Annotated in this window: 13 protein-coding genes and 1 tRNA gene; 4 read left to right on the top strand and 10 right to left on the bottom strand. The window is 76.2% G+C overall.

Annotation, left to right across the window (positions count from 1 at the left end):
• Positions 1–34 precede the first annotated feature (34 nt).
• Positions 35–781 (bottom strand): SAM-dependent methyltransferase, encoded by a 747-nt coding sequence (locus OOK41_RS18675; RefSeq protein ID WP_266266109.1) that lies wholly within the window; start codon positions 779–781, stop codon positions 35–37.
• 126 nt (positions 782–907) lie between these two features.
• On the opposite strand from OOK41_RS18675, the gene OOK41_RS18670 reads away from it, so the two are divergent.
• The 3 genes from OOK41_RS18670 to OOK41_RS18660 all read left to right on the top strand — a co-directional run bounded on the left by OOK41_RS18670 (position 908) and on the right by OOK41_RS18660 (position 2,635).
• Positions 908–1,789, top strand: coding sequence for a universal stress protein (locus tag OOK41_RS18670; RefSeq protein WP_266266108.1), 882 nt, complete (start codon positions 908–910; stop codon positions 1,787–1,789).
• A gap of 163 nt (positions 1,790–1,952) precedes the next feature.
• Entirely contained in the window at positions 1,953–2,162 is a 210-nt protein-coding gene (locus tag OOK41_RS18665; RefSeq protein WP_091609202.1) for a phosphatidylethanolamine-binding protein, read from the top strand.
• A complete protein-coding gene (locus OOK41_RS18660) occupies positions 2,159–2,635 on the top strand; it encodes a hypothetical protein (RefSeq protein WP_266266107.1) in 477 nt (158 codons plus the stop codon). Before OOK41_RS18665 ends, OOK41_RS18660 begins: the two co-directional genes overlap by 4 nt.
• Here OOK41_RS18660 and OOK41_RS18655 read toward each other — a convergent pair.
• Positions 2,632–2,838 carry a hypothetical protein gene (locus OOK41_RS18655; protein ID WP_117670412.1) on the bottom strand — a complete coding sequence of 69 codons (207 nt, stop codon included), beginning with the start codon at positions 2,836–2,838 and terminating at the stop codon, positions 2,632–2,634. The genes OOK41_RS18660 and OOK41_RS18655 overlap by 4 nt on opposite strands.
• 168 nt (positions 2,839–3,006) lie before the next feature.
• Between OOK41_RS18655 and OOK41_RS18650 the strand changes: the two genes are divergently transcribed.
• Positions 3,007–3,660, top strand: a complete 654-nt coding sequence (locus OOK41_RS18650) for a hypothetical protein (RefSeq protein ID WP_117670410.1) — start codon at positions 3,007–3,009, stop codon at positions 3,658–3,660.
• 63 nt (positions 3,661–3,723) lie between these two features.
• Here the strand turns inward: OOK41_RS18650 and OOK41_RS18645 are convergent, their stop codons facing one another.
• The 8 genes from OOK41_RS18645 to fdh all read right to left on the bottom strand — a co-directional run bounded on the left by OOK41_RS18645 (position 3,724) and on the right by fdh (position 13,054).
• Positions 3,724–3,909, bottom strand: coding sequence for a hypothetical protein (locus OOK41_RS18645; RefSeq protein ID WP_117670408.1), 186 nt, complete (start codon positions 3,907–3,909; stop codon positions 3,724–3,726).
• Between the two features lie 77 nt (positions 3,910–3,986).
• Positions 3,987–4,184: a hypothetical protein gene (locus OOK41_RS18640; RefSeq protein ID WP_007071112.1), complete on the bottom strand. Its 198-nt coding sequence runs from the start codon at positions 4,182–4,184 to the stop codon at positions 3,987–3,989.
• 134 nt (positions 4,185–4,318) lie between these two features.
• On the bottom strand, positions 4,319–6,109 hold the full coding sequence (selB, locus tag OOK41_RS18635) for a selenocysteine-specific translation elongation factor (RefSeq protein WP_266266106.1): 1,791 nt from the start codon (positions 6,107–6,109) through the stop codon (positions 4,319–4,321).
• A gap of 1 nt (position 6,110) precedes the next feature.
• The gene (selA, locus tag OOK41_RS18630; RefSeq protein WP_266266105.1) at positions 6,111–7,409 is read right to left on the bottom strand and encodes an L-seryl-tRNA(Sec) selenium transferase; all 1,299 of its coding nucleotides are present in this window, start codon (positions 7,407–7,409) and stop codon (positions 6,111–6,113) included.
• A 24-nt stretch (positions 7,410–7,433) separates the two neighbouring features.
• Positions 7,434–7,529 (bottom strand) — tRNA-Sec (locus OOK41_RS18625).
• Between the two features lie 68 nt (positions 7,530–7,597).
• Complete coding sequence (gene nrfD / locus OOK41_RS18620) at positions 7,598–8,707, bottom strand: NrfD/PsrC family molybdoenzyme membrane anchor subunit (RefSeq protein WP_117670401.1); 1,110 nt, start codon at positions 8,705–8,707, stop codon at positions 7,598–7,600.
• A complete protein-coding gene (locus OOK41_RS18615) occupies positions 8,704–9,747 on the bottom strand; it encodes a 4Fe-4S dicluster domain-containing protein (RefSeq protein WP_117670399.1) in 1,044 nt (347 codons plus the stop codon). The genes nrfD and OOK41_RS18615 overlap by 4 nt, the downstream gene beginning before the upstream one ends.
• Positions 9,740–13,054, bottom strand: coding sequence for a formate dehydrogenase (gene fdh, locus OOK41_RS18610; protein ID WP_266266103.1), 3,315 nt, complete (start codon positions 13,052–13,054; stop codon positions 9,740–9,742). Before fdh ends, OOK41_RS18615 begins: the two co-directional genes overlap by 8 nt.
• Positions 13,055–13,391: the final 337 nt, after the last annotated feature.

Here is a 13,391-nt window from a genome sequence, read left to right as displayed (position 1 = left end):
CCGGCCGGCGCGGTCGGTCCGTGGCGCGCGGCGGTCAGCCGGAGCGCTTCGTGGCCAACCCGCCGTGGAAGGCGTCCGGCAGGTCCGCCGGCGGGCCGTCGGGCCGCCACCGGGCCACCGGGACGATCCCGTCGTCGGTCGGCGTCCACCGGCCCAGCAGCGGGCCGAACGCCGCGGGTGGGCGCATCCGGAACTGCGGCCCCATCATCGCCAGGGCCTGCGGGTGCGCCGCGAGTTCCTCGCCGTCGAAGTCGACGGCGAGGAAACTGCCGGGCGCCGCCGCCGCGTACAGCTCGTCGAGGGTGCGGGCCAGCGTCGCGTCGTCGAGGAAGGCGGCCAGCCCGAGGAAGACCACCCCGACGGGCCGGCGCCCCCAACCGGGCACGAAGCGGTGCAGCAGCGCCGGGTCGACCGTGCCGACGTCGGTGGCGTCGCCGTAGCCGTAGCCGGCCCGGTCGCTGCCGGCCAGGATCCGCTGGCCGAGCCGGATGGTGACCGGGTCGACGTCGGTGTAGAGCACCGTCGCCTCCGGGGCTGCCTCGTGCACGTTGCCCCGGGTGGGCACCCCCGCGCCGAAGACCAGGAAGCCGTCCACCCCGGCCGCGGCGATCGTCCGCACCGCCCGGCCGAGGAACGCGCGCAGCTCGCGGAACAGCGGGGCGCACGGGCCGTACGCCCCCTCGAAGGCCCGCGCGGCGGCCACGTCGACCGGGAAGTGGTCCTCCCCGCCGAGCCAGAAGTCGATCATTCGGGCGGTGCTCGGCCGGTCGGCCTCTTCCATGGGCGTCGCTCCCTCCGGTGAAGTGTCGGGCCAGCGTAGCGGCGCCCCGCCCTGCGCGGTATCGCCTCGGCGACGCCCGGACGACCGGGATACTGACCGCGAGCCCACGGCGGAGGAGGTACGGCGGTGAACGCGGCCAACGGCGCGGCGGTGGTGGTCGGGGTGGACGGTTCCGAGCCGGCCCTGCGGGCCGTCCGGCTCGCCGCCAGGGAGGCCACGCGCCGGGGCCGGACGCTGCGCGTGGTGCACGGCTTCATCTGGCCGCTGCTGCGGGTGCCCCTCGGCCCGGTGCCCGACGCGCCGCCCGGCGCCGGCCTGCGCGAACAGGCCGAACGCCTCGTCGCGCAGGCGGTGGAGCACGCCGAGTCGACCGCTCCGGGGCTGCGGGTCACCGGGGAGATCATCGACGGGGAGGCGTCCGCCGTGCTGGTCGGCGAGTCCCCCACCGCCGCGCTGATCGTCCTCGGCGACCGGGGGCTGGGCGGCTTCGCCGCGCTGGTGGTCGGCTCCGTGGCGGTCCAGGTCGCGGCGTACGCCGACTGCCCGGTGCTGGTCGCCCGCGGCGCCGAGGGGGCCGACGGCCCGGTCGTGGTCGGGGTGGACGGCTCCGCGCCGGCCCGCGCCGCCGTCGAGTTCGCCGCCGACGAGGCGGCGACCCGCGGCGTCGCGCTGCGCGCGGTGCACGCCTACCGGCACCCGGGCTCCGCGGGGCCGGGGGACATGCAGCCCCTGGTGTACGACGAGGGGCGACTGCGCGGCGAGGAGGAGCGGGTGCTGGCCGGGTCGCTGGCCGGCCTCGACGAACGCTGGCCGACGGTGCGGGTCGAGCGGGTGCTCACCCGGGCCCGGACCGCCGCCGCCCTGGCCGAGGCGTCCCGCGCGGCGCAGTTGCTGGTCGTCGGTGGCCGGGGACACGGCGAGTTCACCGGCCTCGTCCTCGGCTCGGTCAGTCACGCCGTGCTGCACCGCGCCGACTGCCCGGTCGCCGTGGTCCGCGCCCCGGCCTGAGCCGGCTGCCCGGGACCCGGCCGCCGACCCGCGCAGGGCCCCGCGGCCCGCGGCGGTACGGACACGGACCGCCGGCACACCACGGGCGGGGGGCCGACGGTTGGCCCCGGCGCAGGCGGGTAGACGGCGTGACCAACGGTCACCGCGACGTCAGGAGGCGGCGATGCCAGGACCACGGCCGGGCAGCAACGCGTACGACAAGGAACGGGCGCGACTGCGCGATCTGATCGAGAACTCCGGTCGGGCGGCCGACCAGGAGGCCAACCAGGTCGCCAACCGGATCCTGCAGGAGGACCGGGGACAGCGCGGCGTCGTGCGGGGCGAGCGGACGTACGGCCCGAAGGGTGAGCGCGAACCGGGCGACCCGAAGTGAACGGCACCAAACTGGTCGACGGGGCCATCGCCGGGGCGGTCGGCAGCACCGCGCTCAACATGGTCAGTTACCTCGACATGGTGCTGCGCGCCCGACCGGCCAGCGGCACCCCGGAGGACAGCGCCGGGCGGGTGGCCGAACTCGCCCACGTCGACCTGGGGCCCGAGGCCCGCGCGGCCAACCGCCGCTCGGGCCTCGGGCCCCTGCTCGGGTACGGGATGGGCATTGCCGCCGGCACCGCCTTCGCCCTGCTCGCGGGACGTCGGCGCACCCCGTTGCCGGCCGCGGTGGCCCTGCTCGGCGGGAGCGTGATGGCGATGTCGGACGGCTCGATGGCCGCGTTGGGGGTGACCGACCCGCGCCGGTGGAGCCGCATCGACTGGCTGTCGGACCTCGTGCCGCACCTGGCGTACGGGATGGCGGCCGCAGCCACCTGGAACCGGCTGCGACCGCCCTCGTCCCGGCGGCGCTAGCCCCGGTCGGCGCTGTCGTCGTCGGCCACCTGGCCGCCGGCCGGGCCGTACGGCGACTGCTGGCCGCGTGGCACGGTGCGGCCCCGGTCGCCCTGGGACGTGCCACGGTGGCCGGGGTGACCGGACGCGCCGGGCCCCTTGGCGTCCTGCACCGCGTTGTTGCGTGCGTTGCGGCGCAGCTCCGGCTGCTGCGGGTTCGTCACGGGAGTTCTCCCTTCCGGGTGGACGGCGCGGCGTGGACCGCGCCCGCCACCGGCTTACCCGCCGCCGTTGCCCCCATTCCGCCGCCACCGGACGGTCCGGCTGCCACCGGGGCGTGGCAGTCGGACCCGGGCACGGGTGGGCCGCGCCGATCCGGGTACCCGGGTGGGGTGGCAGACGCACGGAGGACAGCGCGGGTCCTGCTGGACCGGCAGGGCCGCACGTACGCGCAGGAGGCCGGCATCCGGCTCGCCGACCGGCCCGGACCGCTGTACCAACTGCTGGTGCTGACCACGCTGCTGAGCACCCGGATCCGGGCGTCGGTCGCGGTGGCCGCCGCCCGGGAGCTGTTCGCCGCCGGGTACCGCACCCCGCAGGCGATGGAGGCGTCCGGCTGGCAGGACCGGGTCGACGCGCTGGGCCGGGGGCACTACCGGCGCTACGACGAACGGACCGCCACGATGCTCGGCACCGGTGCGCGGCTGTGCCTGGACCGCTGGCACGGCGACCTGCGCCGGCTGCACCGGGAGGCCGACGGGAACCGGCCCGCGCTGCGGCGACTGCTCACCGGGTTCCCCGGCATCGGCCCCACCGGCGCGGACATCTTCCTGCGCGAGGCGCAGCAGGTGTGGCCCGACGTGCGCCCGTACGCCGACCGGCGGACGCTGGCCGGGGCGAGACGCCTGGGCCTGCCGGCGAACCCGGACGGGCTTGCCGGGCTGGTCGGGGGCGGCGACTTCGGCCGGTTCGCCTCGGCGCTGGTCCGGGTCGCCCTCGGCGAGGAGTCCGCCGGGGAGGTCACCCGCACCGCCGCCACCCGCTGACGCAGCCCGCCGACGCCCCCGGTCGGGGTCGCGCCGGCTGCCGGCACCGCGCCTGGCCGGCGGTCACTTGGCCGCGTTGTCGCCCGGCTTGGTCAGGTGCCAGGCCAGCGCGGCGGCCAGCACCGCGAGCACCACCACCCCGCTGGAGACCCCGCCACCCTCGTCGGCGCTGCGTCCCTTGCTGCCGAAGTAGATGACCGCGAGGCCGGCGAGCACCGCCACGACCGTGCGCATTCCTCGGTCCTTCACGCTCCGCACGGTACGGAGGCGACACCGGCCCACGCGCCGGAACCGGCGCCGGTTCCCCCGGACGAGGGGTGACCGGCTCAGTCGGTCTCCAGGTCGTCCAGCGAGATGGCGTGGGTCATCAGCCAGCGGGCCAGGGCGGCCATCCCGAACAGCCACAGCGGGGCCGACTCGGTGGGGCCGTTGGTGGCGAAGACGGCGAACCGCAGGTCCGGCGCCCGGTACGCCTCGATCCGCCACCGGTGGCTCTTGTCCCGCCAGACCGCCGAAGGGTCCATGCCGTCACGCTAGGCCACCCCCGACCCCCACGGGGCCGCGTCGCGCCGAACCATCCTCGCCCACCCGCCGCCCGTGATCGTTCGCGGCTGACGGTGACGACCCGCCGGAGCGGGTCCCCGCGACGGTCAGACGATCATGACAGGGGCCGCGACGCCCCCGGCTCAGCCGGGCGGGCGACGACCGTGCGGGCGTCGTCGGGCAGGCGGCGGGTGACGCCCCGCCGGTCCAGCAGCTCCAGCAGCGGCACGGCGACCCGGCGGCTCGTGTCCAGGGCCTGCCGGGCGGCGCTGAGCGTGAACGGCTGCGGCAGCCGGGCGAGGACCCGGGCCGCGTCGTCGACCGCGCCGGGCAGCAGCACCACGTTCTCCGCGAGCCGCAGCAGCGCCCCCGCCCGCACGGCCGCGCCGATCTCCCGGGGTCCGAGGCCCAGATCGACGAGGCGGTATGCCTCGGGGGCCTGGAACGGGCGGTCGCCGTACTCGGCGCGGACCCGGGCCACGGCCCGGGCCACCGGCTGCGGCAGTGCGTCCGCACCGGCCGCGCCGACCCGGCCGGCACGCACCCGCAGCGGCGGGCGGACCAGGGCCTCCACCAGCGCCCGGTCGGGCAGGTCGAGGCGCTGGCGCAGCACGTCGACCGGGACGCCCGGCTCCAACGGGTGCGCGGCGGCGTACCGGTCGGTCTCGGCGGCCAGCCGGGCGGCGAGGGCCCGCCAGTGGTCGGGGTCGGCCAGCCAGTCCCCGGCGACCGGGGCGGCGGTGACCGGCACCCCCATCCGGGTCAGCTCGCCCCGGCGGGCCAGGAGCCGGCGGCGCAACTCCCCGGCCAGGTCCGGTCGCCCGTCCAGGCCGGCGAGCACCCGGGCCCGCGCGGCGGCGGCCCCCCGCCGGGTCAGCGGGGGCGGGGCCACGTCGAGGACGGTCACCCCGCCGGCGACGTGGTGGCGGCCGGGGTCGCGCAGCAGCGCCCGGTCACCGACGAGCAGCGGCAGCGGGCGGGCCAACCGCAGCCGGGCGGTGTCCGGGCCGAGCGGACGGACCCGGACGGCGACGGAGGCGGAGCCGACGTGCAGGGTGAGGGTGGCCGGCAGGTCGGCGGCCGGGTCACCGGCGACCCGCACGTCGAGCAGGTCGGTGCGATGGAACCGGCCAGGGGTGAGCAGGGCCTCGCCGCGGCCCAGCCGCTCGCGGGGCACGTTGCGCAGGTTCACCGCCACCCGGGCCACCGCGTCGACCCGCTCGTGGGGCACGCCGAGGCAGTGCAGGCCACGCACCCGCACCGGCTCACCGGTGTCGGCCAGTTCGAGGTGGTCGCCGACGGCCAGCCGGCCGCCGCCGAGGGTGCCGGTGACGACCGTGCCGCTGCCCCGGACGGTGAACGACCGGTCCACCCACAGCCGCACCGGGGCGTCGGCCGCCGGGCCGGGCAGCCGCGCCACGAGCCGGTCCAGGGCGTCCCGCAGCTCGGGCAGGCCGGCCCCGGTGACCGCGCTGACCGCCACGGCCTCCACGGCGCCCAGGGAGGTGGCGGCGATCTCCGCGCGGGCATGCGCCAGGGCCGGCCCCGGGTCGGCCAGGTCGGCGCGGGTCACCACCAGCAGCCCGTACGACACCCCGAGCGCGTGCAGCGCCGCCAGGTGCTCGGCCGACTGGGGCATCCACCCCTCGTCGGCGGCGACCGCCAGCAGGGCGGCCGGGACGGGGCCGACGCCGGCGAGCATGTTCGGCACGAACCGCTCGTGGCCGGGAACGTCGACGAACGCCACCGTGCCACCGGAGGGCAGCGTGGTCCAGGCGAAGCCGAGGTCGATGGTCATGCCCCGGCGGCGCTCCTCGGCCCACCGGTCGGGCTCCATCCCGGTCAGCGCCCGGACCAGGGTCGACTTGCCGTGGTCGACGTGCCCGGCGGTGGCCAGCACCCACACGTCAGCCGCCCGCGGGCACGGTCAGGACCGCCGCGCGCAGCGCGTCGTCGGCGGCGGCGGGGACGCAGCGCAGGTCCAGCAGCAGCCGCCCCTGGGCCACCCGGCCGAGCACCGGGGGCGCTCCGGCGCGCAGCGGCAGCGCGTACCGCTCGGGCAGCGCCAGGGCCCACGAGTCCAGTTCGACGCCCGGGGCACCGCCGCCGCCGACCACGGCGACGGCGGGCACCACCTCGGCCTTGCAGCCGTCGGCGGCCAGCAGGTCGCGCAGCCGCTCGGTGCGCTGCCGCAGGGCTGCCGGGTCGGCGTGCAGCGCGTCCCGGGTGGGGGTGTCCGGGGTGCGCAGGGTGGCCGCGAGGGCGGCCAGGGTCAGCTTGTCGACCCGCAGGGCGCGGGCGAGCGGGTGCCGGCGCAGCCGCTCGACCAGGTCGGCGTCGCCGAGCAGCAACCCGGCCTGGGGGCCGCCGAGCAGCTTGTCGCCGCTGGCGGTGACCAGGTGGGCGCCGGCCCGCAGGGTGCTGGCCGCGTCCGGCTCGGCGGGCAGCAAAGGGTCGGCGGTCAGCAGCCCGGAGCCGATGTCGGCGACCACCGGCACGCCGAGGCTGGCCAGCCGGTCGACGCCGACGGCGCGGGTGAACCCGGTGACCACGAAGTTCGACGGGTGGACCTTGAGCACGAAGCCGGTGTCGGGCCCGACCGCGGCGGCGTAGTCGGCCAGGTTGGTGCGGTTGGTGGTGCCCACCTCGCGCAGCCGGGCACCGGTGCTGGCCAGCAGGTCCGGCAGGCGGAACCCGTCGCCGATCTCCACCAGCTCGCCCCGGCTGACCACGATCTCCCGGCCGGCGGCGAGGGCCGTGGCGGCGAGGACCAGGGCGGCGGCGCCGTTGTTGACCACGTGCACGGCAGCCGCGTCGGGTACGGCGGCGGCGAGCGCGGCGAGGGCGTCCCGGCCGCGCCGGGCCCGCCGGCCGGTGGCCAGGTCCAGTTCCACGTCGGTGTGCCCGGCGGCGGCCACCAGGGCGTCCACGGCGGCGGCGCAGAGCGCCGCCCGGCCGAGGTTGGTGTGCAGCACGACGCCGGTGGCGTTGAGCACCACCCGGGGGGCGGGCGCGGGCAGGGCGGCGAGCGCGGCGTCGCGTACCCGCTCGGGGGTGATCTCGCCGCGGCGGGCGCGGTCCTGGGCGGCGACGATCGCGGCCTTGACCCGGCCGCGGCCGAGCGTGGCGACGGCGGCGGCGAGCCGCGGGTCGGCCAGCAGCAGGTCGGTGCGCGGCACCCGCCGCCGTGGGTCGGCGTCGCGCATCGCGTCCTCTCCAATGGGTCTGCCTGGCGGAGACGGACGGGAATCGAACCCGCCTGGCCCGGGTACCGGACCACACCGGTTTTGAAGACCGGGAGGGGCACCAGCCGCCTGAACGCCTCCACCGGCCATTTGATCACAGCGCCCGCCCGGCCGCGCAGGAAGGGCCTCAGCGTCCGCCGGGAGGGGGATCAGCCCTCGACGGCGGGGCGTTCCGCCTCGCGGCGGCGGATCCGTTCGCGCTGCGGGACGACCGTGTATTTCGGGTCGCGGGCGGAGGCGACGCCGCCGTGGAAGATCCCGAACCGGGTGGCCACCGACGCGGCGAGCAGGGCGACGCCGGAGAGCCCGGACAGCACGCGGCTGCGCCGGCCGACGAGCGCCCCGGCGACCCCGGCGGCGGTCAACGCCCGGCCGGCGCGCAGCAGCCGCCCGGGGGTGCCGGTGCGGTAGGGCTCGCTGAGCAGGCCGAGCCGGTTCTCCACCCGGTGCGAGCCCCACAGCTCCAGGGCCGCGCCGGCCACCGCCATCCGCCGGGCCGGGCCGGCCTGGTCGCCGGGCGCGGCGAGCAGGCCCACGCCGGCGCCGCTGGCCAGGGCGCTGCCCGCGAAGATGATCGGCAGTTCCGGGTACGCCTCGTGCCACGACGGCACGGCCGTGCCGGCCAGCAGCACCCCGGTGTACGTGGCCAGGGCCGGTGCGGTCGCGGCGGCGACCAGCCCCGCGGCCTGCCCGACCGGGGGCAGCAGCCGGCGGCCCAGCCCGAGCACCCCCCGCTCGGGCAGCCACGGCGCGGCCTCGGCGACGGCGGCGACCCCGGCGGCGGGGCCGAACGCGGTGAGGATCCAGGTGCCCACCGACATCGGGGAGGTCAGCTTTGCCACCCGCAGCATGTGGTGGAACCGGTCCGGCCGGCCCAGGTCGTTGACGAGAAAGTACGCGCTGGCGCTCACGGCGGCCAGCGCGGTGACCCGGCCGGCTCGGCGCAGCGCCGGCCGGCCGGTGAGCTGCCCCCCGGCGGCCAGCAACGACGACCCCGCGGCCAGCCCGCCGGTGAACAGGTACGCCGCGATGTCCCACTTCCACACCGGCGGTTTGAGCACCGGCCGGCCGTAGTAGGAGGTGAACTCGGCCGGCGGGACGTTGAGCTGCTCCCCGCCGCCGCGCCGGCCACCCCCGCGCCGGCCGGCGCGGGGCCCGCCCCCGGGGCCGGTGGGGACGTCGCCGGTCGGGCCGGCGGCGTCGAGGCGCCCCAGGAAGCGGCGGAACCGGTCGCCCACCGGGGGACGGTGCGGACTCACGAGGAACCTCCGACGAACGCGGCGACGGCCGCCGCCGCCATGGCCAGGGCGGCCAGCCCGGCGCGCTTCCACATCGCGGGCAGGTCCCGGGTGGTGACCACCGGGTCCGGGGGCAGCCCGTACACCTCGGGTGAGTCGAGGAGCAGGAAGAACGCGCCGTCGCCGCCGACGCCGTCGGCGGGGTCGTGGCCGTAGAGCTGGGCCTCCGGCACCCCCCGCTCGTGCAGGGTGGCCACCCGCTCGGCGGCCCGCTCCCGCAGTTCGTCGAGCGGGCCGTACTGGATGGACTCGGTGGGGCAGGCCTGCGCGCAGGCCGGGGTCTGCCCGGCGCCGAGCCGGTCGTAGCACAGCGTGCACTTCCACGCCCGGCCGTCGCCCCGGCGCTGGTCGATCACCCCGTACGGGCAGGCGGAGATGCAGTAGCCGCAGCCGTTGCAGATGTCCTCCTGCACCACGACCGTGCCGAACTCGGTGCGGAACAGCGAGCCGGTGGGGCAGACGTCCAGGCAGGCGGCGTGGGTGCAGTGCTTGCACACGTCCGACATCATCAGCCAGCGGAAGTCGGTGCGCTCGGCGGGCCCGGTGGCCCGGCCGGGTGGCTGGGCGCCCGGCATGCCGAGGAACTCCGGGCCGGCGGCCATCCGGGCGGCGGCGACCGGGTCGCCCGGCGGGAGCCCGGGGTCCGTGCCGGTGTCGTCGGCCGTCCCGGCGGCCACCGCCGCCGACGCGGCGCTGACCGTCGCGGCGGTGGGGAGCCCGGCGAACGGCGGGGTGCGGTGCCCGGCCGGGCGGGGCTGCTCGACGAACGCCACGTGCCGCCACGAGTTCGCGGTCAGCGCGCCGGTGTTGTCGTACGACATGCCGAGCAGGTCCAGCCCGGAGCCCGGCACGTCGTTCCACTCCTTGCAGGCCACCTCGCAGGCCTTGCAGCCGATGCAGACGCTGGTGTCGGTGAAGAAGCCCATCCGGGCGCGGGCGTCGGTCCAGCCGGCGTCCGGGGCCGGGTCCAGCGGCCCGTAGAGGCTGTTGGCGTCAGGCATCCTCGCCCCTCTTCTCGACCGGCGACGCCTCCGGCGAGCGCTCGTCGGTGCCGCCGCCCGCCGCGTCGGTGGTGGCCACGGGGGTCCTCCGGTCCACGCTCATCCCGGCCCGCCGCCGGTAGTCGGCGACCAGGTCGAGCAGCGCCGGCCCGGTGGGCCGCCGGCCGGGCCGCACGTGGCAGGTGCCGACCTTGCTCTCCTGGATCAGCACGTTCGGGTCCAGGGTGATGCCGAACAGGTCGTTGGCCGAGTCGCCGGTGACCAGCCCCTCAGTGCCGAAATGGTACGGCAGCCAGAGCTGGTGGATGATCCGCCCGTCCACCCGCAGCGGGGTGAGTCGGTCGGTGACCAGCACCTTCGCCTCGATCACCGACCGGCCGGTGACCAGGTGCGCCCAGCCCAGGTGGGCCAGCCCGGCCTCGGCGGCCAACTCCGGGGACACCTCCACGAACATCTCCGGCTGCAACTCCGCCAGGGGCCGCACGGTGCGGCTCATCCCGCCGGCCGTGTGGTGCTCGGTGAGCCGGCTGACCGTGAACACGTACGGGAAGACGTCGCTGTGCGCCTCCGGCGGGCTCGGGTTCATCAAGTTCACCGGGTGCTCGTAGACCTTGCGGGCCGGGTTGGCCTGCTGGCCGTACATCGGGTTGCGCATCGGGGACTCGGCCGGCTCGTAGTGCGTCGGCAGCGGGCCGTCGAGCACCCCGCTCGGCGCGTACAGCCAGGCCTTGCCGTCGCTCTGCATGACGAACGGGTCGTCGCCGGCGATCCCGTCCGGCCCGGAGGCGTCCTCCGGCGGACGGTACGTCGGCGGCTTGGTCCTCTCGAAGTCCGGCACGTCGTAGCCGGTCCACTCCGCCTTCTCCGGGTCCCACCAGACGTAGCGCTTGCGTTCGCTCCACGGCCGGCCCTGCGGGTCGGCGGAGGCGCGGTTGTACAGGGTGCGGCGGTTCGCCGGCCACGCCCAGCCCCACTCGGCGGCCACCCAGTCCTGCTCGTGCCGGGACTTGCGCCGGGCGGCCTGGTTGACGCCGTCGGCGTACACGCCGGTGTAGATCCAGCAGCCGATCGCGGTGGAGCCGTCGTCGCGCGCCTCGGTGAACGCGGACAGCGGCCGGCCGGAGGCCGTGTCGTAGCCGTTGATCTCGCGCAGCACCGCCTCGGCGCTGGGCTCGGCCAGGTCACCGTGGGTCGGGTAGTCCCAGGCCAGGTCGAGCAGCGCCCGGTCGCGCCGGTGGGGGGAGCCGGCCAGCTTCTCCCGCAGCTTGCGGCCCAGGTGGTAGAAGAACCACAGTTCGGAGCGGGCGTCGCCCGGCGGGTCGACGGCCTTCTCCCGCCACTGGAGCAGCCGCTGGGTCTGGGTGAAGGTGCCCTCCTTCTCCACGTGTGACGCGGCGGGCAGGAAGAACACCTCGGTACGGCACTCCTGCGGCACGATCTCCCCGGTGTCCACCTCCGGGCTGTTCTTCCAGAAGGTGGCGCTCTCGATGAGGAACAGGTCCCGGACGACCAGCCAGTCGAGGTTGGCCATGCCGAGCCGCTGTGCCTTGCCGTGCGCGGAGCCGACCGCCGGGTTCTGGCCGAGCAGGAAGTACCCCTTCACCTTCCCGTCGATCATGTTCAGCACCTGCTGGTACGTGCCGTGGTCGCCGGTCATCCGGGGCAGGTACCCGTAGCCGAAGTCGTTGTCCGGCGTCGCGGCGTCGCCCCAGTACGCCTTGAGCAGGCTCGCCGCGAACGCCCGGGAGTGGCCCCAGAAGCCCTTCTGACCGGGGTGACGGATGCTGCGCACCCAGTCGTCGAAGGTTTCGTGGTCGGCGTGGTGCGGCATCGGCAGGTAGCCGGGTAGCAGGTTGAACAGGGTCGGGATGTCGGTCGAGCCCTGGATGCTGGCGTGCCCGCGCAGCGCCAGGATCCCGCCACCCGGCCGGCCCATGTTGCCCAGCAGGGTCTGGATGATCGCGCCGGTGCGGATGTACTGCACGCCGACGCTGTGCTGCGTCCAGCCCACCGAGTAGACCAGCGCGCCGGTGCGCTCCCGGCCGGAGTTCTCCGTCCAGGCGCGGGCCAGCTCAAGGAACCTCTCCTGCGGGATCCCGCAGACCCGCTCCACCATCTCCGGGGTGTACCGGGAGAAGTGCCGCCGCAGGATCTGGTAGACGCAGCGCGGGTGCTGCAACGTCGCGTCCCGCCGGGTCCGTCCCCGCACGGACGCGCCGTGCGACTCGTGCTCCAGGCCGGCCGCGGTGTCCCGTTCCTTCCCGGTGTCGTCACCCCCGGAGTTGCGCTCCTGGCCCTCGTACTGCCAGCTCGTCTGGTCGTACGAGCCGGTCTCGCTGTTGTAGCCGGAGAAGAGGCCGTCCAGGTCCTCGGTGTCGACGAACTGGTCGCTGACGATCGTCGCCGCGTTGGTGTACGCCAGGACGTACTCCCGGAAGTCCAGCTCGTTCTCCAGGATGTACCGCACCACGCCGCCGAGCAGCGCGATGTCGGTGCCCGCCCGGATCGGCAGGTACGAGTCGACGACCGCGCTGGTCCGGGTGAACCGGGGGTCGACGTGGAAGACCTTGGCGCCGCGCTTCCTGGCCTCCATCACCCACTGGAAGCCCACCGGGTGGGCCTCCGCCATGTTGGAGCCCTGGATGACGATGACGTCAGCGTTGACGAGGTCCTGCTGGAAGTCCGTCGCGCCACCGCGACCGAAGCTGGTCCCCAGACCGGGGACGGTGGCGGAGTGTCAAATGCGGGCCTGGTTCTCGATCTGGAGCGCCCCCATCGCCGTGAACAGCTTCTTGATGAGGTAGTTCTCCTCGTTGTCCAGCGTCGCCCCGCCCAGGCTGGAGATGCCCAGTGTGCGGTTGAGCGGCCGGCCGGCGTCGTCGACGTCCTCCCAGGTCTCCTCGCGGGCGGCGAGGATCCGGTCGGCGATCATGTCGACGGCGGTTTCGAGGTCCAGGTCCTCCCACTCGGTCGCGTACGGCCGGCGGTAACGGACCGTGGTCTGCCGCAGCGGGCTGGTGACCAGCGACTTGCTGGCCGAGCCCTTCGGGCAGAGCCGGCCCCGGGAGATCGGGCTGTCCGGGTCCCCCTCGATCTGGGTGACCCGGCCGTCGGTGACGAAGACCCGCTGGCCGCAGCCGACCGCACAGTACGGGCAGACGGACCGGGCCACGCTGTCGGCGGTCTCGGTGCGCGCGGTCAGCGCCGCCGAGCGGGCCGACTGGGCCGCTGTGCCCCGGCCGAGCGGGTCGGTGCCGGTGAGCTGCCGGTAGACCGGCCAGCCCTGGATGAAGGTCCGCAGCCCCATCCCGAACACCCCCTCCCCGGTCGGCGGAAGCTGACCTCCTGAACATAGGCCAGGCCGGTGCGGGTCGCGACCCCGGGCCGAGTCTTTCCACCATACGGTTTGCCGCCTGAGCCGAAACCGCCCCCGGCCGGCGGGCCAGGGGCGGTTTCGGTGTCGGTGTGCAGGTCGCCTCTCGGCGCGTGGCGCGACGCGGCTCCAGCCGGACGGTATTCCGCGACGGCGATTCAGGTGAGGCCCGGGGACACTGAGCACACCGACACTGGCTACAACCTACCCACCCCACGGGCTGTTCCACCCGGCCCGGGTGATCCACCGCACTCCCCCGCCGTCGCCGGGG

Source organism: Micromonospora sp. NBC_01655, assembly GCF_026339755.1.
Taxonomy (GTDB): domain Bacteria; phylum Actinomycetota; class Actinomycetes; order Mycobacteriales; family Micromonosporaceae; genus Micromonospora.
This window is presented reverse-complemented; position numbering and strand designations above follow the sequence as displayed.